Consider the following 23,758-nt stretch of genomic DNA (forward strand, 5'->3'; position numbering starts at 1 on the left):
GTACCTGTAGAGATCTTATAGTCAGGTTATCTGATAGTGATTCTCAAATGCGGCTCTGTGCTTTTTATGATTTGTAATCATACTATCTTTTTTTCCGTTTGTAAACAACTTTTTTCGTCAAATTGTCAGATAGTTTGCAAACTTAATTTTATAAAGTGTTTTGTATAGTCAATATAAATTATTGCAAATCAAAAAGACACAATTGCAATGGTCTTTCCATTGAAATCGTGTCTTTTACTTTTAAAATATATAATCCGCATTTTGTGCGTTTTGTGTTTAAATTTGCCCAATCGGTCTATTCTTTCTCAATAGCAGTATGCTTCATCACCAAAATTCTTCTTACGCTTTCGTTGATCTGAGTCTCCGCAATAATCTGATCTTTTACTGCCTGCTTTATCCCCTCAACTGCCTGTTCCAGATTTTCCGGTTCCAATATCATATCATTTCCTGCAGCCACCGCATAAATCGCAGCATCCCCGGCTGAATATGTATCGGTAATTGATTCCATCTGCAATGAATCCGTAATGATTACTCTGGAAAAACCAAGTTCTGTCCGAAGAATATCTGTCACGATTTCTTTAGAAAGATCGGATGGGATATTCGATATATCGGTTACGATCATATGCCCTACCATCACAAAGTCAGCTCCTGCATCAATTCCTGCCCGAAACGACTGAAATTCATTGTTTTCAAGATCGTCTTTCGTCTCATATACATATGCATTTCCATAATGGGAATCTTCTTTTGTATTGCCATGCCCGGGAAAATGCTTCAAAGTACAGAGCACTCCGCCTGCGTGAAAACCGCGCACCGCATATGGAATTAATTCCGCCGCTTCACTATAAATATTGCTGTAAGCTCTCTTTCCTATGACTGTATTCCCCGGATTTGACCATACATCTGCTACCGGAGCAAAATCAAGGTTAAATCCATAATACGACAGATTATCTCCGATCTGTCTTGCATTCTCATACGCAATATCTCCACCCAGATTTCTGTAATCATACATTGATCCGATATCACCGCCATCTATATTGCCAAGCTTCTGCATTACGCGGCTGACCGTTCCGCCTTCCTCATCTACAGCAAGGAAGAGTGTAATATCAGAATTATCCTGCATTTCCTTCAACAGCTTTTTCAGCTGTTTTTTCGTCTGTATGTTTTTTGATTTCAGCATAATCCCACCGACAGGATACTTCTTAAGCGCCGACTTAAATTCCTTATCCAGCTTGGTCACATCATGACTTAAAACCAGATTCTCAGGATTTACAAACATCATCTGACATACCTTTTCATGCAGTCCCATATGAGCGATATATCGTTCTGTCATACCTGCCCATGCAAGATTCTGTCTTATATCTTTAATCCATTCATGAAGCAATACCCCACGTACAGGGAAGCTGTCATTGGTATTGCGCCTGCAAAATATTTGCTCCGGTAAAATCTCTGTATTTTCTATCTCTATTACTCCGGTTTCATTCGCCCGGACATATTCCATCTGTCTGTATTTCCCGAAAAGTAATACTATCACACATATGATCACTGTCAGCACCGGAATCTTCCCTACGAAAAGTCTCAGACGGATTCTGATATTATTCATTTTCTATCATTCCCGCCGGAGGTGTCGTGATCGTCTGTACTTCTGTTGTCGAACCTGTTTCAGATCCATTTGTTGCCGATTCACTCGAAGCTTCACTGCTTTCCTGTGTTGTAACAGCAGTTTCGCCTGATACCTTATCTATATCAATTGCTTCTGTTGCTGCCACTCCCGTTTCCGATGATACTTCTGTGCTTATAGATGATGCTGTAGTCGACGGAGTATAACCCGATGTTCCATACAGATATTCATGTAAAGCTGTAACATTTGCATTCAGATCCGCTGCTACGATCACACTACCTTTACCATCTAAGGACATCGGTGTATAAGAGAACGGGAATCCAATATTTCCTGTAATCTTATAGTCAGCAATATCTTTCGCCAACGAAGTCACTTCATCCTTTGTAAGACTGGTTGATATGCAGCTAAAGGATACATCGATCAGATTTGATATCATCTTACTGTCTGCATTTATCATTTTATTTACCAGACCAAGTAATACGGTACGCTGTCTCATGGTTCTGGTAATATCTCCTTTACCCGTGCTTCGGATTCTGGAATATGCAACTGCCTGCTGTCCGTTTAATACCTTCGTTCCCGCCTCATGAACGCCCTCGGAATATTTTCCCGAAATACCGATCTGTTCCGCAAGATTCTTGTTCAGATTATTTACCTCATCTTCTGTTACCGTTACCTCTACGCCTCCCAGCGTATTGATTATATCTGCCATAGCATTAAAATCAACGGTAATATAATCCGATATAGCAAGATCCAGATTTGCATTTAACGTATTGATCGACATTAAAGCACCCCCGAGCTGATATGCGTAATTGACCTTATGAGTTGTCTGAGAGTCGCTCTGTATCTGTAACAATGTATCTCTGTATACCGAAACCATCTTAACTTCTTTTGTATCTTTATTGATACTGAGTAAAATGATCGCATCACTGTTTGTTCCTGTATTCAGATTTGAATCTCTGGAATCAACTCCGTAAAGTGCAATCGTGGTATAACCCTTTGTCTGTTCTTTTACACCTTCGTTGACAACCAGATCACTGTTCTTGATCGGACGAATATCCATCTGATTATACTTATAAGATTTATTCGCGGATACATAACCGATCGTAAGGATGAGGAATACTACGAACAATACAATGCCTGTAACCGCCCATTTACCGAGTGTATTCAGTCGAAATGATCGTTTCTGTCCATCATTACCCACTTCTGATATGACAGGCTTCCGGCTTCTGACCTTCTTCTCAGCCTCACCTACTGCATCCCGGACACTTTCTCTCAGATTTGCAAATACATCAGCAACTGTATGTCCATCTTCTTCCGATTCATCCATATCTGCCTCAGATTTCATGGTATCATCCTGCGTCTGTTCTTCATAACCGAGTTTCTTATAAGCAAGCCTTTTCCGTTCTTCGGCTACACGGTCTTCTTTTATTCTCTCTGTCGGCTGCTTCGATTCGGACTTCTCCGCTGTCGCAACCCCAACCTCTTTTAATACCGACTCTAATTTGTCTGCATATTCCTTATAGGATTCCGATACCGGTGTTTCTTTCGCCGAAGAAGCATCTGATACAGAATCTGCCATTTTCTCCTCAGATGTACCATCTGCTTTACCGTCAGCTTTGCTATTTTCCGGTTCATTCTGATTGATGATCGAATCGATCAGCTCATCATCGTCCGTTGTCATTTCCTTATTCCGTTGTAACAGTCTGTCTCTGTATTCCGATAGACGTTTATCATACTGTGTAGTCTTATTATCCATTAGTGAAAGACATCCTCTCTGCAACTAAAAACTTTATTAGAACTTAAATGTTTCCTTTAATCCCAGCCATTTCTGGTCCTTATCACTCAGGTTGAGCGCGGTTCCATCTTCCAGATGATACCCTTCCGCACTTGCGTTTCCCTGATATTCACCAAAGACCTTCGGCCACTCAATACCAATTTCAGGATCATTCCATGCCAGACCGCCCTCATCACCGGGATGATAGAAATCTGTTACCTTATAACAAAATTCCGCCGTATCCGATAAAACTAAAAATCCATGAGCGAAGCCTTCCGAGATATAGAACTGCTTCTTGTTCTCTTCTGTCAACTCCACACCATACCATTTTCCATATGTTTCGCTTCCTGATCTCAGATCAACAGCAACATCATAAACTGCACCTTTAATCACACGTACTAGTTTTCCCTGCGGAAATTCCTTCTGAAAATGGAGTCCGCGAAGCACGCCTTTTGTCGACATACTTTGATTATCCTGAACAAATACCATATTCAGACCATTTTCCTCCATATCCTTCTGGTTATAGGTTTCCATAAAATATCCTCTGCTGTCTCCATGTACTGCAGGTTCAATAATGTACAATCCTTCTATCGGTGCTTTTGTAACTTTAATCTGTCCCATCTTATTTCTCTACCTCTTTTCCACAAATTAACGATTACCATACATCTTCTCATAGTAATTCTGGTATTCTCCCGAGATAATGGTCTCCCACCATTCTCTGTTATCAAGATACCACTGGATCGTCTTCTTTATTCCATCTTCAAACTTTGTCTCCGGAAGCCATCCAAGTTCATTATGGATCTTTGTCGGATCGATTGCATAGCGCATATCATGTCCTTTACGATCGCCAACATGTGTGATCAGAGACTCAGGCTTGCCAAGTTCTTTACAGATGATCTTAACGATCTCAATATTCTGTTTCTCATTGTGACCACCGACATTGTATACTTCGCCAACACGCCCTTTATGAATGATCAGGTCGATAGCCTTACAATGATCTTCTACATATAACCAGTCACGCACATTCAAGCCCTCACCATATACGGGAAGAGGCTTGTCATTCAATGCATTTACGATCATTAATGGTATCAGTTTCTCCGGGAAATGATACGGTCCATAGTTATTCGAACATCTGGATATGCTGACAGGCAATCCGTAAGTTCTGTGGTATGCCAATACCAGAAGATCTGCTGCTGCCTTTGAGCTGCTGTAAGGAGAGCTTGTATGAATCGGTGTTTCTTCTGTAAAGAACAAATCAGGTCTGTCAAGCGGCAGATCTCCATACACTTCATCGGTGGATACCTGATGATATCTCTCAATTCCATATTTTCTGCAGGCATCCATAAGCACTGCCGTACCCATAATATTTGTCTTTAAGAAAATATCCGGATTCTCGATACTTCTGTCAACATGACTCTCTGCTGCAAAGTTCACAATGATATCCGGCTTTTCTTCCTCAAATAACCGGTAAACGGCATCTCGGTCGCAAATATCCGCTTTAACGAATCTGAAATTCGGATTCTTCATTACCGGCTCAAGTGTTGACAGATTACCTGCATATGTCAGCTTGTCCAAGCATACGATACGATATTCCGGATATTTATCAAGCATATGGAATACAAAATTTGAACCGATAAAGCCGGCTCCACCTGTTACTATGATTGTTTTACTCATTTTTATCTTTCTCCTCAATCTATCTTTTATCTTTTTATCTGCAAAAGCTATGCAAGCACATCCAGATACTTACCATCTAATACATCCTTCAGATACTGTCCATACTGATTCTTCTTCAAAACTTCATATACTTCAAGAACTTCTTCTCTGGAAATCCATCCATTCAGGTATGCAATCTCCTCAAGACATGCAATCTTTCTATGCTGATGCTGCTCTATCGTCTTTACAAAGTTCGTGGCATCAACCAGACTCTCATGTGTCCCTGTATCCAGCCATGTGAATCCCTGTCCGAGAAGCTCTACATTTAACTGCTGATGTTCAAGATAAATACGGTTCAGATCGGTGATCTCAAGCTCGCCTCTGGCGGATGGTTTCAGATTCTTTGCATATTCAACAACTTTATTATCGTAAAAATAGAGACCTGTTACACAGTAATTGCTCTTTGGCTTTTCCGGTTTTTCCTCAATCGAGATCGCACGTCCGTCTTTGTCGAATTCAACAATTCCAAACCGCTCCGGATCATCTACGTAATAACCAAATACAGTTGCACCCTTACCGTTTTCCGCATTCTGAACAGCTGCACGTAATCTCTTTTTAAGTCCGTGGCCTGCAAAAATATTATCACCGAGAACCATTGCCACAGTATCATCACCAATAAAATCCGCACCAATAACAAAAGCCTGTGCAAGTCCATCCGGTGTAGGCTGTACAGCATAAGTAAGATTTACACCAAACTGACTTCCATCTCCCAACAGATCCTCAAATCTTGGAGTATCCTGCGGTGTTGAAATGATCAATATATCACGGATCCCTGCATTCATCAGAACTGACATCGGATAATAGATCATCGGTTTATCATAAATCGGAAGCAGCTGCTTCGATGTTACTTTTGTCAACGGATATAACCTTGTTCCAGATCCTCCGGCTAAAATAATGCCTTTCATCTCTTATTCCTCCTGTTAATCAAAAAACTTTTCATTCTTTCACCCGAATTATTATATCTGGCTGTGATTTCTAACTTCAGGATTTCCCATTCACAGTCTATAATAACCAGTATCCACAGTCTATTATATTATATAGCATTTCTACAAGATACTCAAACATTATTCCTATTTTTTCTTATTTCTACTATTTTTTTCTGATTTGTTACAACTTTCTATTCATTATATACAAACCGATGTTTCCTGTAATTCAATGTGTGTGTGTATATTATTCATATTTGTATATGTAATATTCATATTTTATTCTTTTTGTTTCATGATCGTATTTTTTCTTCTATCCCTCTTCTATATTGTAAATTCTGTTTTCTTACATTTTGTTTCTTTTTTATTTTTTCCACTTTTCTATTCAAAAAACACTTGCATAATATTCACTACCGTTATATATTAATTTGCAGACAGGACGATATGTCCTTTATTCAACAAATGGAATTATGATATATCAGAAATGTACATATTCCACACAGACGGATTTTAAGGAGGATTTAGAAATGGCAAAAGACAAAGTTGTTCTTGCATACTCAGGCGGCCTTGATACAACAGCTATCATCCCTTGGTTAAAGGAAACTTATGATTACGATGTTATCTGCGCCTGCATCGACGTAGGACAGGAAAGTGAGCTGGAAGGACTGGATGAAAGAGCAAAATATTCAGGAGCTTCCAAGTTATACATTCTGGATGTTGTTGATGAATTATGTGATGAATACATCATGCCAACCGTTCAGGCAGATGCTGTATATGAGAATAAATATTTACTCGGTACTTCTTTCGCAAGACCTCTGATCGCTAAGAAATTAGTTGAGGTTGCTCGTAAGGAAGGTGCTGTTGCGATCTGTCACGGCGCAACAGGAAAAGGAAATGACCAGTTAAGATTTGAGCTTTCAATTAAGGCTCTTGCTCCTGACATCAAGGTTATCGCTGTATGGAGACAGCCGGAATGGAAGCTGGATTCCCGTGATGCGGAGATTGCATACTGTCAGGCACACGGTATCGATCTTCCGTTTGATGCTGCTCATTCTTACAGCCGTGACCGTAATATCTGGCACATCAGCCATGAAGGTCTGGAACTGGAGAATCCTGCAAACGAACCAAACTACGATGATCTTCTGGTTCTCGGTGTTACCCCTGAAAAGGCACCGGATGAGGATGAATATCTGACACTTGATTTTGAAAAGGGTATCCCAACTGCTATTAATGGTACAAAGATGAAAGTTTCTGATATCATTCGTGAATTAAACCGTTTAGGCGGCAAGCATGGTATCGGTATTATCGATATCGTTGAGAACCGTGTTGTCGGCATGAAGTCCCGTGGTGTTTATGAGACTCCCGGCGGAACAATTCTGATGGAAGCTCACAAGCAGTTAGAGGAGCTGACTCTGGATCGTGAAACCCTTGCATACAAGAAGCTCGTAGCAACCAGGTTTGCAGATCTTGTATACGAAGGAAAGTGGTTCTGCCCTCTCCGTGAGGCTCTTCAGGCATTTGTTGAAAAGACACAGGAGACAGTTACCGGTCAGGTTAAGATGAGACTGTACAAAGGAAACATCATCAAAGCCGGAACAACTTCTCCATATTCTCTGTATTCTGAGAGTCTTGCAAGCTTCACTACCGGTGAGCTGTATAACCATAAGGATGCAACCGGATTCATCAACCTGTTCGGTCTGTCCATGAAAGTCCGCGCAATGATGAACGAGAAGAACAAGAACAACGACAAATAATAGTTGAAATGGAAGCGGCATTCCTGTTATAAAGGAAATTTCTTCCGTAAATCTTTGAAATAAAATGGGAAATACATTACATATTATTCCGCAAGTCGTTCGCACTCTATTTTAACGCAACGGCACTAAGCTCCTCGCCCATGGCGACTCGCTAAGAACCGGCATTAAAAAAGGCTTGCTTCATAATAGTAATGCTATTTCCCATTTTGTTTCATATATCGATTTCCAGATATGTTTCCTTCATAACAGGAATGTAGCTTCCAGATGATGAAAGTTTTATGTAAAAGGGAAGTGGACATTATTATTATGAAGCAAGCCTTTTCGAATGTCGGTACTTAGTGAACCACGGAGTGGTGAACTTTAGTACCGCTACATGAGAAACAGAGCGAAAGCGTCTTGCGGAATAATAGATAATGTCCACTTCCCTTTTTATAAAACTTTCATCATCTAACTACTCACCAAGCGTTGGTTTCTGGCACGGTCGATCACGATTGCAATTGTGATGATGGCGGCTGCAAAGAGCACCTCGATCCCCATATATACGAATGCTTCCGATGGTATCTTTGCCTCATAGTCCAGAAGATCAACGACTTTGACATACCAGTAAGCCGGAAGGAAATGTGCCAGCTTTATGACCCCTTCACCAAGAAATTCCACCGGAACAAAGATGCCGGACAGGAATGCCATACCAAGGGACACTATATTGCCGATCATACTGAAGCCCTCCTCGTTTCGGACAATCTTACTTGCAAGAAAGGCAAGTGCCATAGCTACGAACATGTAGCAAACCATATTGAGCAGATTTCCAAGTCCTGCCGCCGTAAACATTTCTTTTCTGAATACAAAGCACCCTCCAACCGCAAATACTGCGCATCCAAGGAATCCTGTTACGATCGTTCCGAGAAGGATTTCTTTTGTCATATTGGAATATTTATATGCTGAGCTTGCGATCCGTTCTCTTAATTCTTTTTTATCATATACGATCAATACCGGGCTCACACCTTCGATCATCATGACCACAAATATCCATCCCAGATAACTGAAAAATGTATATCTCGTACTATGTTTTCCGCCATGGTCTTCGGTCGTCATCGTTACGTTCGTTCTAGTCTGAAACAATTCATCCACCTGAGCTGCTGCCTCTGCCCGGTCATATCCGGCTGCAAAATATGCATTCAGATAAGAGATATATTTATTTACATCTGCTTCAAACAGTTCCACCTTGCTCCGGTTCGGAATTGCAACGATCTCGATATAATCGGACAGATCTTCCTTATCCAGATGATCCGCATAACCTTTTTTAATGCGGACGATACAGTCTGTATCCCGGTTAAACAGACTGTCCTGCATCGCTTCCGTCGTATCTGTTTTTAATTCAGCATGTTTATGTGCATGATCCAGATACGAAAACAGTTCTTCACTTTCTGCCGTCTGGTCATAATCAAACCAAGCGAATTTACACTTCATGCTTTTATATTCGTCTTCTGTTTTACCGGAATTCGGCAATATAAATCCAAATATAATGCCTGCAAAAATCCCAATATACATCAACATTGAGCCTTTTTTCTTATTTAAGATTTTAAAATAGGATTTAAACACTTGCATATTTATTCCTCCTTAAGATCAGAATACTCGCTCCAAGCAGACAGACAGCCATACCGGTTAAGATCAGGATATTTCTGAAATAACGATCGTAATTATCGTATACATTGAGCGCATAGAGACAGTCCGTTACCAGCACCGCCGGATTGATCCGGTTCAGAATTGGAAGTTTATCTTCAATACTGTTTTTAATTCCATGAACCATCAGATCCGCCATAAAAGAGAAGGTAAGGCTGACCGCTACCGCAATTCCAATCTTTCCTCCATATGAGCATTTTGACCAGGTACCAATCAGCATTCCTCCGGCAATACCGATATTACATGCAATAAAGAGTACCAGTAAAATAGCCGGATATTTTGTTCCAAACTGTACACCGAACAGCCGCATATAGATTACAGTGATAACCTCGGCTGCAAACTGAACCAGCAGTAATGCCAGATACTCCGCCAGAACAGTCACAAGTTTAGGATTCGGTGACAGACAACGACGCATTCCAAGTGCGCTTTCATTTGCCTGCAGCTTATGCATTCTTGTGATTCCGGCAAAGGAAGAAAACAGGCAACTCATAGCAAGCACTGCATAGAAATAATTATAATACTCATTCTGACATCCGTCCGTTGTGGAAATCTCTTCATAATATACCGCATCGCTCTGCACTGCCTTCTGAATGATCTCCGATGCAGCCTCCGGATCCTTCTGCATCAGATTCAGATACATCTGTTCCATCTGCTTATACTGATTCAGGATTGATTCCAGTATCGACTCCTTGATGTCACTCTGCCTCACTATCAGGCTCGCATCCGATGTATAGATCACACCGGTCACTTCTTCATCATTTAACTTTTGAAGTGCTTCTTTCTCACTGAGCACCTCCATGTCGATCCGTTTATTCTCGCCGTCCATAGAAAGCGTAGACAGCACCATCATAAGCGCTGTATCATTCTTACCATCCCTCACAACTGCGACCGGGATATCTTTAAACATCTCATCCTTTTCCATGATATTTCCGAATGCCATGTACATGAATGTGAATAATGCGATCGGAAACAGTATCGTCCAGAACAGTGTATCTTTTCCTTTTATCAGCATTTTACCTGCATATTTAAAATTATGCCAAAACATATCCACCCCTCCTAATCCCGAAGTGTCTTCCCGGTAATCTCAAGGAACACATCGTTCAGACTTGGAAGCTCGGTATATACTTTTCCAAATAATACCGCATGCTCCTTCATATATTCCATAACCCGGATCAGATTGTGATCTCCACCGGAGTAGGTCAGCTTCAACATTCCATCCTGATATGAACTGTCATACACATGTGGAAGCTGTCTCAGCTCCAGCAGTTGTTCATCTGTCAGTGCCGGAGCTTCTATGAAGATACTCTCTGTCTTCTTTATCATTTTTTTCAGCTCTTCCTTCGTGCCAAGAGCGACCTTCCGACCTTTATCCATGATCAATATACGGCTACAGATCTGTTCTACCTCTTCCATGTAATGAGAAGTGTAAATGATCGTTGCGCCCTTCTTATTCAGCTCGACAATTCCCTCTAAGATCTTGTTCCTGCTCTGTGGGTCTACTGCTACCGTCGGTTCATCAAAAAAGATCAGCTTCGGTTTGTGTGCGATTCCACACGCAATATTTAATCGTCTGAGAAGTCCTCCTGACAGTTTTTTCGGCAGGAACTTCTTATAGTCCTGAAGCTCGACAAATGCGATTGCATCCTCTACATACTGTTTTCTTGTCTCTTTATCCCTGATATACAACCCACAGAAATAATCGATATTCTCATATACCGTCATTTCATCAAATACAGCCACATTCTGCATTACAACACCGATCTCCCGTTTCAGATCGTAGCTCGTCGATGTCATCTTCTTACCAAATACGCGGACATCGCCCTGATCGTATGTAAGCAGTGACAAGATACAGTTGATCGTCGTCGTCTTGCCCGATCCATTCGGTCCAAGCAGACCGAAGATCTCGCCCTCTCTCACCTCCAGATCAAAATGTGATAATGCTACAAAATCTTTATATCGTTTCACCAGATCTTTTACTTCAATCGCATATTCCATAACTGTCTCCTCATTCATTTTCTATTCGGATGCTATTGTTTCTTCCGGCATCGCGTCTGAAACTCATCGCATATGTTCCATGTTATGCTGTCATTCTACCATATACCAAAATTTTTGTTCAGTGCCAATCATCACATCTGTAATATGACATTTGTCACATTCTTTTAAAATCCGGAGTTTTTCAACCGTAGTCAATTGACGCTGTATTTCTCAACAGGTATACTAATACCGTCACTTATAAATCCAAGCCGGTTCACGCAATTACCTGACACCCGCGTGACCTGTCTACATACAAGGAGAAGTTATGAAGCAAATCCTGACTCGACTGCTTATATTTGCAATATGCTGTATTATGTGTATTCACACTTTTTCTATATGTACGCGCAGCGTAATATATATTCTGCTTGCGATCATACTTGCTTTTGGCACAATGCTGATTGCTGACAGGCTCTCACCCACAGCTCCGGTACTGATCCACGTAGGCATATTTATTCTGTGCTGTCTGTGCCTTAAGTTTGTTGTATTTCTTCCGCTTTTCTGCTTCTATCTGAGCAGACGACCGGTTTGTTTTACTGCACCCATCGGAGTTCTTTCCATCATTCTGGCATCTGCAAAACTTCCGATGGATACTTTACTTCTGATAGGTGTCCTCTGTCTGTGCAGCATATTATACGGATATCTGACTACAGCGCTTACCACCCTTCATCAACAGATGAAGCACCTTACAGATACATCGAAGACAAACGAACTTCTGGCAAAGGAACGAATCCGTATGATCCGGAAGGAACAGAATAACATGATTTATACTGCAACCCTGAAAGAGAGAAATCGTATCGCCAGAGAGATCCATGATAATGTCGGTCACATGCTTACCAGATCCATTCTTCAGGTTGGTGCGATCCAGACGATCAACAAAGAACCGATCCTTACAAATCCGCTTTCCGATCTCCGCGCTACGCTGGATACCGCCATGAACAGTATACGATCAAGTGTCCACGACCTTCACGATGAATCCATTGATACGAAAGCTGCCATTCAGGATATGTTGAATGATATAACAGGCTTTCATACTTCATTTGAATATGATATGGGCAACATTGTTCCGAAGGATATCAAATACTGTCTTATCAGCATTGCCAAAGAAGCGATCACCAATGCTGTAAAGCACAGCAACGGCGATCAACTCTCGATTCTGATCCGGGAACATCCGGGCTTCTATCAGTTGACGATCCGTGACAACGGAACAGGCATTCACCTTACAACCTCCCCCGGCATCGGACTTACCAACATCCAAGAACGAGTCCAATCCTTATCCGGTACTTTACAGATATCAACCGAATCCGGATTCCGCCTGTTTGTCAGTATTCCAAAATATACACAAAAAGGAGATAGAACTGCATGAATATTATAATTGTTGATGATGATGCATTTGTCAGTGCATCTTTAAAGATCATATTAGAATCCTGCTCAGACATTACCGTACTTGCAACCGGAGCAAATGGCCACGATGCCATCTCCCTGTACGATACATACAGCCCCGATGTTCTGTTAATGGATATCCGTATGGAAGGCATGGATGGTCTGACCGCAGCGAAAGAAATCATCACCGGACACCCTGACGCAAAGATTCTGTTACTTACTACCTTTGCCGACGATGACTATATCATCAAAGCCATCCGGACCGGCGCAAAGGGATACATCTTAAAACAGGATTTTGAGACAGTTGCATCTGCGATCACTGCCGTACACAACGGTCAAACTGTCTTCGGGAATGAGATCATGAACAAGATCCCTACCCTGTTACAGACTGATGATCGTTTTGATTACCTGTCCTACAATCTTACGGAAAAGGAATTTGAACTGATCCGACTGGTTGCAGATGGTCTGAACAACAAAGAAATTGCGGAGCAGCTCTTTCTCTCGGAAGGAACCGTCCGCAATTATCTCAGTAATATCCTTATGAAGCTTGACCTGCGCGATCGCACTCAAGTTGCCTGTTTTTATTATAAGAATTTATTATGATCTGTTTTTCAATATCTGCATTCTTATAAGCTGATAATTTGTGTCCGTTATTTATTGGACGATTTTTTTCTGCTGATCATCACATATCCTGCCAATATTAATATTCCTATCACAGACAGGCATATGCCCGCCATCAGATATGGTGTATTGTAGGTCAGTGTAATCACATGTTCCCCTGCTTCTACAGGAACACCCATCAGGCCGGTTCCGATCTTTACAGGAGCTACTTTTTTGCCATTAACAACTGCCGAAAATCCCTTATTGTACGGAACCGCCAGATATAAAATACCGGATTCTTCTGTCGTTATGTGACCATTTAAAGTATTATCGGTCCATCCGTCAAATGTCATTTGATGTGACTCTGTATATTCTTCAAATGCTTTCACTACATTCTGATCTAAGGAATACAGCGCAAATGCTTTCGTTCCCTCCTGATCTTTAACTGCCGTTGTATAAAGACGAATTCTTATCGCATACATTCGAATCTGTACAGCATCCCCTTCTTTTACCTGACCTACATGATAAAAATCCGCTGAATCCGTGTAATTCGTAGACACTGTTACTTCATCATTCACCTTTACTTCGATACACTGAGGCTTCGTGTCCGCACATTCCAGATACAGATCTTCGTCTTTTTCCGCAGTAAGATTCACCGTGATTGCTGAAAAAACATCATTGGTACTGATATAGGAATACTCACCGTTCTTCTGTCCGGTAATATCCATACCGGCACTTGTTACTGCATCCTCCGGTATATCAATTCTTGTAAAGGCATTCTGCGTGATCTTATGTCCGGTCACAAGCTTTACCAGTTCATTCTGATTCTCTGCCATGCTGCCTTTCTCGAATACATCCGATGTATCTTCCGTTTTCGCTGTTCCGCTCCAGTCAAGAACATCTTTACTCATCAAAAATCCCATGCCTGCCAGATTATCCGCTTCGTAGAAATCAATCTTCTCATTTTTCCGGTCGATCAGACGATACCCACCTGCAACCCCTGTTTCATCAGTCACAACATACCGTACATTAAAGAGCTGGCGACTGATCGGAGTTACCCCTCTATAGGTATATTCAATATTCTGATATCTTGATATTCCAAGGCTGGTAAACACATCTACTATACTGCCATTTGCCACAGATGAATACCAGTTTACGTCTGAATACGGCATATAGTTCTGTGACACCAATGCAGTCTTTCTCTCCCCTTCTGCAAGCTGCAACTGCTCATAATCTGTTAACCAGTCCGAAGCAGATATCTCGCTCTGAAGCCGCTCATCATTATACTTCTGCGGCATCTGAATCCATGCATTTGCAAAGATCTCTATACACAATAATACTATCATCCACACATAGCAGGTCGTATAACGAATACTCTTTCTGACATACAAGATCAATAAGATCAGATATGATATACCAAAGAGCAATACAGCCGCATAGGAATAGGAATTCGCATCTTCCTTATTTAAGAACAGCTCCAAAAGGAATATAGTAATACCGATACCTGACATACTGATTATCTGCCATACCTTTACCTGCTGTAATCTGAGCATTCCGATATAACCTGCCATCAAAATGAAAAAGACAAGGATAAATGCAAAACGATTTCCGAGTCCATGCGTAATCGTAAAGCCATGCAGGACATAATTTAATCCGACCATGTTCAATCCAATAGTCAGGAATAAAATAACGGCCGTATATCGAAGCTTAAAACTACATTTGATTCCCGCTCCGAATAAGAAAAGCAGAAAGAACATAATCACCAGAATACCGCAATAATTATTGTGACTGAACAAATATCCCGTCGATATCTGTCGCAATGGATAAAATGAATTAACAAACATTCCTAGATTACTGATTCTATACCATGGAAGACTATAGTCCCCGTTTCCACAGGATGACAGATTCATAATGGCATAAAGAGACGGAAGAACAACCATTCCCGCAATCGATACCGCCATAACCGACCATCCGAAGAAACGACATACACCGGACCATAAATTCTTAGCATTCTTCCAATCCTGCATAAAAAAATAGCAGACTATAAACAGGCAAATATAAAATGCAAAATAATAATTAAACAAAAATGCACAGGCTAATAACAACGTATAACGGAGCTGCCATTTGCCTTCCGCCAGATGCTCAACTGCAATCGCAATAAACGGAAGCAGAATCAGTCCGTCCAGCCAGAGCACATTATGATTATATACCACCACATAACTGTTTAACGCATACAGGAGTCCGAACATCATGGAAATTACAGTTATATATTTCTCTGACAATCCCTTTTCCGCAAATCTGCGAATCTTTGAATGCCTGAAAAAGAACAGTCCTGCCGGAGCCAGGCATGATGCTTTGAGTACGATCATCAATGTCATAGATAATTCAACACGATCCGGACCAAGTACTATGGCTATAATATTAAACGGGCTCATGCAGTAATAGAACATGTTCAGAACAATATCGATTCCAAGCCCCCGTTCCCATATAAATGAACCTTTATCCCCTGAATGCAGCCATTCAAGGAAAATTTTCAGTATACCGGGATATTGATCACATGCATCCTGATACAGAAAGCTTCTGCTGCCAAACGGATATACATGTTCTACAGCCATATTTATCATGTAAAATCCAATACATATCAGAAACAACAAAAGATACATCCCGCAACTGCGTATGTATCTTCTGTTAAATCTGTCATTGTTTATCGTTATCGTTGAAGTAACCGGATCTGTATCGAGTTCCCGCTCCCCATGAATATTTTCATTTATCTTCATAAGCTTAAATCCATCTTTCAAAAACACTTTAGTAGAAACAATGATTTCCAATAATCTGATAATCAGATAAAGAATCTGTATCAATATAATTCTTATTTAAGAAGCTCATAAAACTTCCAATGTTGTTGTTACCGGCCAAGGCATCATTTGCTGCCTGCTGTGCTGTTGATAACGGACCATCCTGCAAGTATCCCTGCATTACGCTTCCCGTTGCACAAGGGAACTGATTCGGTGCATAAATAACTGATGAAATAGAACTTCCCCATTTACCACTTCTTACACGGTTCAAAACGACATTTGCTACTGCCAACTGTCCTTCATAGGATTCATATCCTGCTTCCATGCTGACCAGACATGCCAACAGATAAGCATCATCATACTGGGATGCATCAATCTTAGAACTATCATCCGACTTCTCCTCTGTTGTTGCTTCTGTTGTAGACACTTCTGTATCCGCTTCTGTTGCTCCCTCAGTTGTCGGAGTCTCAGTTGTTGCCGTCTCGGTTGTTTCTTCATCTGCCGTCATTATATCTGCACTGTCATCAGTTGATACCACTTCATATGCTTTCTGCTGTTCAGCTTCTACCATAGCTGTGTAGTCATCAATCGACATTGCATACTCATAAGTTTCTTCTACTGTGATATAATCCGCAGCTATATAACCATCTGTTCCGTCATTCATTGTAACTTCTACCCAATCCTTATCCTGTGTCTTAACAGAAAGAACGGTATCCTTCGCTACAAGTCCAAGGATATCTGACTGTGTAGACTTATCTGCACGTACACGAACCGTATCATCTGTTACTGTTCCAAGGACTTTCTTGTAATCTTCTGCATATGTCTCAGCATCCTTGCCGGTCAGAATATAATCACTGTTTACATACCCGATTACATCTCCCGATGAAATCTTTGTCCATTCACCGGATGTCTCCAATACATCACCTACATTACCGTCAAACAGCTTACCTACGATGTTGGAATCTGTCGTAGCTTCTTCTCTGATATTTAATGTATCATTGATCTTTGCGATAAACTTACCATCAAATTCGGATTTCTCCTCTGCTTTTGCCACTACAGTCTTCTTCTGAGCAGCCTTCTTTGTCGTGCTGGTCTGAAGTGCAGCCACATCAACAGTGGCAGCCTCCTCAGTAGTTGTCCCAACAGATGCAGTCTGAGCAGTCTGGCTGTTCAGATATGCCGGGCTGTGATCCAACGCCTCTCCATACTTTACAACAAGTCCAATTCCCGCTGCTGTAACAATCGTAGCTGCTGCCACAAGCAGATTACGTTTTATGTATCTATAACTAAACAAACCTCTTCCCACATGGGAAAAACGATTATTTCTTCTAATTCTCATCTTTTCGTACCTATTTATTAAAATCCATGACAAAATGTTACATTTCTGTTAAAAATAATACTCTAATTCAAAGTTTCTGTCAATACGCATATGTCTTCCAACCAAAGTTTTTATGGTAAAATGTATTAATTTTCCGTAAATAAACGCTGGATTTTTTTGTTTATTTTATATAATCTGCTGCAATTTTATTTCACAAATGGTCATTTAACATTTTCGTCATAAATGTTGGTTTATTATAATATTTTCATACAATATCACCTGTTTTCCGAAATTAACTGAATTTGTTCTCCAACATCAAAAAAATCCATGCTATAATGATGGAAAATCTCTTGGATACAAGCTTTTTTTCGAATAACTAAAACACCAAAGGCAGGTATATACTATGCGAATCGATAAATTTCTGGCAAATCAGGACATCGGCTCCAGATCCCAGGTAAAACAATATATAAAAAAAGGAATGATCTCGGTAAATGGAATCGTCTGCAAATCTCCCGAACAGAAGATTGATGAAAATGCAGATCAGATTTCTTATAACGGAAAGGTGATTGGATACCAAAAGCACCATTATTATATGCTGAACAAGCCCTCGGGCTGTGTCAGCGCAACAAACGATAATCTACATATAACAGTTCTGGATCTGTTAAAAGCTTCCGTTCCTGTAAAGAATCTTTTTCCTGTCGGTCGTCTGGATATCGATACAGAAGGCCTGCTGCTTATCACCGATGACGGAGAACTATCCCACAATCTCCTGTCGCCGTCCAAACATGTAGCAAAAACATATTTTGCTCGCATCGATGGTCTGGCAACAGAAGAACACATAAAAGCATTTAAAGAAGGGTTGGACATTGGCGATGACAAGCCAACCAAACCGGGTACTTTAGTCATAAAAAATACCGACCTAAACACACAGACTTCGGAGATTCTCCTGACGATCACTGAAGGACGCTACCACCAGGTCAAACGCTCCTTCGAAGCCCTCGGCATGAAGGTCACCTACTTAAAACGCCTGTCCATGGGAAGTCTGACGTTGGACGAAGCCCTCGCTCCCGGCGAATTCCGCGAACTGACAGATATCGAGTTACAGGCATTAACCCGAAAATAACTATGTAGCAATACATGATTATAATGTAATATGCATTAACCAACAGATGAATAACTATCCAGTCTGACATTGATCTCCAAAGAGAATGATCTAATACTGAAAATCTTTTTAATTTAGTTTTGCGCAGATATTGTTATTCCGTATAAACATACAGAAGGAATTCTGCCCCGGATACAACCAACCACTATAATATGACATAAGCGAGGATTTCGAAATAAGATGCACATTGCCAGTAAATGCGGGCGCTTGTTCGAGCCAAAGGCGAGTTAGCGCAGGAGCATTTACGAATCGGGCATGTGCAGCGAATCGAAACCGCAGCGAGTCATTTATAGTGGTTGGTTGTATCCGGGGCAGAACCCCTTCTATATGTTTTGTAATAAATAACAATATCCGCATAAATTACAAAAAAGATTTTCAGTATTAGATCATTCCCTTGATGTACAGAATGCTGCTTGTAATTCTTCCACCGGAATGTTTTACATAGTCACGGTATTCTTCGTAGCTGATGTAGTATTTTTTGCCCCAGGATGAAACGATCAGATACTCATGACCTGATATTTCTTCTACCCCTGTCACAACTACATAATGACTGTGAACATTCTTTTTCATGGATGCAAGCATACGTCCATCCTTTTCCACATACATATGGATTCCTTTATCGCCAAATACATTCGGGATATTCGGTCCGATTGATAATACAACCGGTTTATTCTTACGGATCAAATGCCGGATCTGCTTCATCATTTCCTCATCTGACAAAAACAATCTCCATCTTGCACGAAGTCCGATGTCATTCAGCATAAAATATCGGTTCAATGTATTCATTAACGTCACACCTGTCATTCCTTTATACCACAGAAAAAAAACATAATGCTTATAGAACCATTTTACATATGCAAGATAGTCATTTTTATTATATAAGCCCTTCGGCTTGTTGATTTTGCGAATTGCATCTGTCATAAGCCCCGGGTTCTGTTCTGCAAGATAGATTGATATATCTGCCAAAGCAATTACACCACATCCTACCTTCTGCATCTTCTTACTCCTGCACCATGACTGATTTCCGCCATAGCTGATTGTATTCATATTTTTTATTCTAATATATTCTTTATTTAACAGATAATTATTCTCCATATATTTCACCCTCTTATATCAAATCTTTGACAATATATATTATCAGGCTTCTATAGAGAGATTATAACACCCATCTGCCATCACTTCAACAATTTTTTATACCATGAGAAGTAGTTTTTAAAACCATGTTTTTTGTTTCTTTATTTTCCCCTTTACTTTTTGTGTTCATTCTGCTATAAAAGTAATGAGCTGGACAAGTGATCGCGGCTGTCATATGACAGGTGAGGAAAGTCCGGGCTTCGCAGGGCAGGGTGCCGGATAACGTCCGGTGGAGGAAACTCCCAGGCTAGTGCAACAGAAATAAACCGCCATGTACATGGTAAGGGTGGAAAGGCGAGGTAAGAGCTCACCGCTGCTTCTGGTAACAGAACAGGCTCTGTAAACCCCACTCGAAGCAAGACCAAAAAAGCAGCTTCGGCTGTGAGACGAATGGCTGCCCGTCAAGTCTCAGGTAGGTCGCTTGAGCTTTATGGTAACATAAAGCCTAGATAGATGATCACTCTCGACATAACCCGGCTTATCGTCCAGCTTTTATATGATGACGATAAATGGGCTGGCTATATATGTATTTCACAGAACGCTCGCGTTCTATTTTCTACATAGCGGTTCTAAACTCTCCGCTTTTCAAGCGGCTCGTTAAGTACCGACGTAGAAAAAGGTCTGTTTCATACATATATAGCCAGCCCATTTATCTGTTCATTGACTTATACAAAGTGAGAGATAACTTACATATCCCAATAGTAATGTTATCTCCCATTTTGTATACAACAGATTATATGCTATTTATATAAAGAAATACGATAACTTCTTCTCTGTCTTTGATTATAAATATTTGTTTCTTAAAAGCTCTTTCTTCATCCTCAGACTTTAAAACAGCCTCCGCCGATAAACTCACGTAAAATCGAGTTCAACGGAACAATGGTATCTTCCAGAGTTACAAAACGATCAGTCAATTCTTTCAGGCGTAATGCATCTGAATAAAACGGCGACTTCTCCGATACCTCCGTCAGTAATGGATTTATATATTTTTTTAATACAGAATATTCATACAACAACCCGGAATTGAACATAACATCAGCATTACTCTCATATGGAAATATATACCGTTCTTCACCCTGTCTGACAGATTTCCACATTGAAAGTGTTCGTTCTATATTGTGCCCGCGAGTTCGGTTATCTCGAACGATCCTGCGGATCAAACGACTGTCTATGGTAGATATCTTATCATCTGTATCGATCGTCAACTGGTTTAACGGGCTGATATATATACGATATTTATCCTCATCGGGCAATGCATATAACATCTTCGGATTCAATGAATGGATTCCCTCAAGCACAAGCACATCCTGATCTCCGATCCGCAAATTATCTCCCTTATACAATCTTCTTCCATTTAAGAAATCAAATTCGGGAAGTTCGACCGTTTCCCCCTGAAGCAGCATCTGCATATCATGGTTCAACAGTTCCACATCCACCGCTTCCAGACATTCAAAATTGTAGTTTCCATTTTCATCCTTTGGATTATCTTTCCGATTGACAAAATAATTATCTACTGCAATCGGATGCGGATGCAATCCAAGTGCCCGAAGTTGTATACTAAGGCGATGCGAAAATGTCGTCTTGCCGGCAGAACTTGGTCCTGCGATCAATATGATCTTTTTCTTTTCTTTGCGTATGTTTCTCGCAATATCATAAATCGTATTCTGCTGCATGGCTTCACACACAAGGATCAACTCCATACCTTTACCCGCTTCTACGATCTCATTGAGCTTCTCTACCGAATCAGCGCCTACACGAATCGCCCATTTCTTTGCAAGCTCCTTTAAAGTCAGCACGCTGTTATGTATCGCTTTTTCGCTCATATCCTTAATAAACCTCCAAAACATTCTGTTAACAGAGTATGCCGACATTTAAATGTCCGGCTCTCTGTTATCCATCTATGCTGTACACCTGTTTCAAAACTGCACAGATGGTCTTTTGTTCTGCTTTTATTGTTTTCAGACGTTTTGCGGCATTCTCCGTATTCTTACCACTCAGGCTGTCAATCAACCCTGCTGTTGTATCTCTCTGTTTTACCAGCCACGACCGCAAAACCGGATCTTTCTTTCGCAACAGGTTTCCACCATACATATAGCACCAGTCCTCTGCAAAATCTAAATTATCTGCCTTATCTGTCCACGCCACATCTGCAGGTTGTTCATCGTGTTGTGGTAAATCTCCATTCCACACATCAGGCTGTGGCAAATCGATCATACATTCATCCGCCTGTAGCATCCTCTGAATCCGTACATCCAAAAGATTATAATATTTTCCGGCATCGATCAACATTTGTTCATCTGCAAGATGGTACCCCTTTTCTGCCAGATATCGCCTGACCTTTTCAATATCCGACTGTGGTTGAAGCACAAGCTGATCACAACGTGTGACCACCTCTTCGCCGCGTTCCAGAATGTCGATCATCAACATACCGCCCATTCCAGCCAGAACAACAGCATTTACCTCGCCCGGTACGATTGTATCAAGCCCGTCGCCCATACGTATCTCTATCTGATTCGCCAGGTTCATTGCCTCTATATTCCGTTTTGCGATCGTGATCGGTCCTCGTCTGACATCGGATGCGATCACCCGTTTTGTTCTGTGCTGTTCTATCAGATATATCGATACAAATGCATGATCGCAGCCGATATCTCCGACTGCATCACATGGCTGTATCATATCCGCAACCGACTGCATCCGTTTCGACAGTTCTATCATATGCTCTCCATCCCTATTTTAGTATATATAATCTCTCAGTTTTCTGCTTCTGCTTGGATGTCTTAACTTCCGAAGAGCCTTTGCCTCGATCTGACGGATACGCTCTCTGGTTACGTTGAATTCTTTACCAACCTCTTCCAGCGTTCTTGCCCTGCCGTCTTCAAGACCAAAACGAAGCGTAAGCACCTTCTTTTCACGTTCGGTCAATGTATCAAGTACCTCTACCAGCTGTTCCTTCAATAAGGTAAATGCAGCAGCATCTGCCGGAACAGGCATATTATCATCCGGAATAAAATCACCCAGATGGCTGTCTTCCTCCTCACCGATAGGTGTCTCTAAGGATACAGGCTCCTGTGAAATCTTCAGGATCTCACGTACACGCTCAACAGGAATATCCATAACATCTGCAATCTCCTCCGGCTGTGGTTCTCTTCCAAGCTCCTGTAATAACTGTCTGGATACACGGATAAGCTTATTGATTGTCTCTACCATATGAACCGGAATACGGATTGTTCTCGCCTGATCCGCAATTGCTCTTGTGATCGCCTGACGGATCCACCATGTTGCATATGTGGAGAACTTATATCCCTTTCTATAATCAAACTTCTCTACTGCCTTGATCAGGCCAAGATTTCCTTCCTGAATCAGATCGAGGAAAAGCATACCACGTCCAACATAACGCTTTGCAATGCTGACAACCAGACGAAGATTTGCTTCTGCAAGCTTCTGCTTTGCCTGCTCATCTCCTTCTTCCATACGTTTTGCCAGTTCGATTTCTTCCTCAGCACTCAGAAGCGGTACTTTACCGATCTCTTTCAGATACATTCTGACAGGATCTTCAATACTGACCCCATCCGGTACAGAGATATCGATTTTATCTACATCTACATCCTCTTCCAGATCATCCAGCAGAAGTTCCTCATCGTCATCCTCTTCTGTGATTGTCAAAATATCTACATTATGGCTCTCTAAAAATGAAAAGATCTGTTCCATCCGTTCCAGATTCAGCTCAATTTCTTTTGCATCATTAAAGTAACGGATAATCTCTGTATCTTCAATTACCATCTTTTTCTTTTTTGCCATCTCCAGTAAGCCCTGAAGCTTCGCCTGAAATTTCTCTTCAATCTGCTCTTTATTCTCTTTTGATTCCATAAACCA

At 41.0% G+C, this 23,758-nt stretch carries 18 protein-coding genes and 1 other RNA gene; 5 read left to right on the top strand and 14 right to left on the bottom strand.

Annotated elements, in window-relative coordinates; genetic code table 11:
• Positions 1-295: 295 nt before the first annotated feature.
• Genes LK416_07405 through rfbA form a run of 5 tightly spaced genes read right to left on the bottom strand, consistent with a single transcriptional unit; the run spans position 296 to position 6,010 of the window.
• Positions 296-1,600 (bottom strand): glycoside hydrolase family 3 protein, encoded by a 1,305-nt coding sequence (locus LK416_07405; GenBank protein UEA73534.1) that lies wholly within the window; start codon positions 1,598-1,600, stop codon positions 296-298.
• Positions 1,593-3,374: an LCP family protein gene (locus tag LK416_07410; GenBank protein ID UEA73535.1), complete on the bottom strand. Its 1,782-nt coding sequence runs from the start codon at positions 3,372-3,374 to the stop codon at positions 1,593-1,595. The genes LK416_07405 and LK416_07410 overlap by 8 nt, the downstream gene beginning before the upstream one ends.
• A gap of 36 nt (positions 3,375-3,410) precedes the next feature.
• Positions 3,411-4,013 (bottom strand): dTDP-4-dehydrorhamnose 3,5-epimerase, encoded by a 603-nt coding sequence (gene rfbC, locus LK416_07415; GenBank protein ID UEA73536.1) that lies wholly within the window; start codon positions 4,011-4,013, stop codon positions 3,411-3,413.
• 27 nt (positions 4,014-4,040) lie between these two features.
• Positions 4,041-5,066 carry a dTDP-glucose 4,6-dehydratase gene (gene rfbB, locus LK416_07420; GenBank protein ID UEA73537.1) on the bottom strand — a complete coding sequence of 342 codons (1,026 nt, stop codon included), beginning with the start codon at positions 5,064-5,066 and terminating at the stop codon, positions 4,041-4,043.
• 47 nt (positions 5,067-5,113) lie between these two features.
• A complete protein-coding gene (gene rfbA, locus LK416_07425; GenBank protein ID UEA73538.1) occupies positions 5,114-6,010 on the bottom strand; it encodes a glucose-1-phosphate thymidylyltransferase RfbA in 897 nt (298 codons plus the stop codon).
• A 545-nt stretch (positions 6,011-6,555) separates the two neighbouring features.
• On the opposite strand from rfbA, the gene LK416_07430 reads away from it, so the two are divergent.
• Positions 6,556-7,782 carry an argininosuccinate synthase gene (locus LK416_07430; protein UEA73539.1) on the top strand — a complete coding sequence of 409 codons (1,227 nt, stop codon included), beginning with the start codon at positions 6,556-6,558 and terminating at the stop codon, positions 7,780-7,782.
• A 447-nt stretch (positions 7,783-8,229) separates the two neighbouring features.
• Here the strand turns inward: LK416_07430 and LK416_07435 are convergent, their stop codons facing one another.
• The 3 genes from LK416_07435 to LK416_07445 are packed head-to-tail and all read right to left on the bottom strand — an operon-like array spanning position 8,230 to position 11,457.
• Positions 8,230-9,387, bottom strand: a complete 1,158-nt coding sequence (locus tag LK416_07435; protein ID UEA73540.1) for an ABC transporter permease — start codon at positions 9,385-9,387, stop codon at positions 8,230-8,232.
• The gene (locus LK416_07440) at positions 9,374-10,507 is read right to left on the bottom strand and encodes an ABC transporter permease (GenBank protein UEA73541.1); all 1,134 of its coding nucleotides are present in this window, start codon (positions 10,505-10,507) and stop codon (positions 9,374-9,376) included. Before LK416_07440 ends, LK416_07435 begins: the two co-directional genes overlap by 14 nt.
• A gap of 11 nt (positions 10,508-10,518) precedes the next feature.
• Entirely contained in the window at positions 10,519-11,457 is a 939-nt protein-coding gene (locus LK416_07445) for an ABC transporter ATP-binding protein (GenBank protein ID UEA73542.1), read from the bottom strand.
• A 304-nt stretch (positions 11,458-11,761) separates the two neighbouring features.
• Between LK416_07445 and LK416_07450 the strand changes: the two genes are divergently transcribed.
• Positions 11,762-12,859 (top strand): sensor histidine kinase, encoded by a 1,098-nt coding sequence (locus LK416_07450; protein UEA73543.1) that lies wholly within the window; start codon positions 11,762-11,764, stop codon positions 12,857-12,859.
• Positions 12,856-13,479, top strand: coding sequence for a response regulator transcription factor (locus LK416_07455; GenBank protein ID UEA73544.1), 624 nt, complete (start codon positions 12,856-12,858; stop codon positions 13,477-13,479). The genes LK416_07450 and LK416_07455 overlap by 4 nt, the downstream gene beginning before the upstream one ends.
• Positions 13,480-13,526: 47 nt before the next feature.
• Here the strand turns inward: LK416_07455 and LK416_07460 are convergent, their stop codons facing one another.
• Both LK416_07460 and LK416_07465 read right to left on the bottom strand, forming a co-directional pair.
• Positions 13,527-16,253, bottom strand: a complete 2,727-nt coding sequence (locus LK416_07460; GenBank protein ID UEA73545.1) for a YfhO family protein — start codon at positions 16,251-16,253, stop codon at positions 13,527-13,529.
• Between the two features lie 28 nt (positions 16,254-16,281).
• On the bottom strand, positions 16,282-17,565 hold the full coding sequence (locus LK416_07465) for a cell wall hydrolase (protein ID UEA73546.1): 1,284 nt from the start codon (positions 17,563-17,565) through the stop codon (positions 16,282-16,284).
• 427 nt (positions 17,566-17,992) lie between these two features.
• Here LK416_07465 and LK416_07470 point away from each other — a divergent pair, with 427 nt between their 5' ends.
• Complete coding sequence (locus LK416_07470) at positions 17,993-18,712, top strand: rRNA pseudouridine synthase (GenBank protein UEA73547.1); 720 nt, start codon at positions 17,993-17,995, stop codon at positions 18,710-18,712.
• Between the two features lie 420 nt (positions 18,713-19,132).
• Here LK416_07470 and LK416_07475 read toward each other — a convergent pair whose 3' ends face one another.
• Positions 19,133-19,846: a hypothetical protein gene (locus tag LK416_07475; GenBank protein UEA73548.1), complete on the bottom strand. Its 714-nt coding sequence runs from the start codon at positions 19,844-19,846 to the stop codon at positions 19,133-19,135.
• A gap of 185 nt (positions 19,847-20,031) precedes the next feature.
• On the opposite strand from LK416_07475, the gene rnpB reads away from it, so the two are divergent.
• Positions 20,032-20,382, top strand: an RNA gene (gene rnpB / locus LK416_07480) — RNase P RNA component class A.
• A 324-nt stretch (positions 20,383-20,706) separates the two neighbouring features.
• On the opposite strand, the gene LK416_07485 is transcribed toward rnpB, so the two are convergent.
• The 3 genes from LK416_07485 to rpoD all read right to left on the bottom strand — a co-directional run bounded on the left by LK416_07485 (position 20,707) and on the right by rpoD (position 23,752).
• Complete coding sequence (locus LK416_07485; protein UEA73549.1) at positions 20,707-21,708, bottom strand: nucleoside kinase; 1,002 nt, start codon at positions 21,706-21,708, stop codon at positions 20,707-20,709.
• Positions 21,709-21,775: 67 nt separating this feature from the next.
• Complete coding sequence (locus LK416_07490) at positions 21,776-22,600, bottom strand: class I SAM-dependent methyltransferase (GenBank protein ID UEA73550.1); 825 nt, start codon at positions 22,598-22,600, stop codon at positions 21,776-21,778.
• An 18-nt stretch (positions 22,601-22,618) separates the two neighbouring features.
• Positions 22,619-23,752 (bottom strand): RNA polymerase sigma factor RpoD, encoded by a 1,134-nt coding sequence (gene rpoD, locus LK416_07495; GenBank protein ID UEA73551.1) that lies wholly within the window; start codon positions 23,750-23,752, stop codon positions 22,619-22,621.
• Positions 23,753-23,758 lie beyond the last annotated feature (6 nt).

The organism is Lachnospiraceae bacterium GAM79 (assembly GCA_020735665.1).
GTDB lineage: Bacteria > Bacillota > Clostridia > Lachnospirales > Lachnospiraceae > Coprococcus.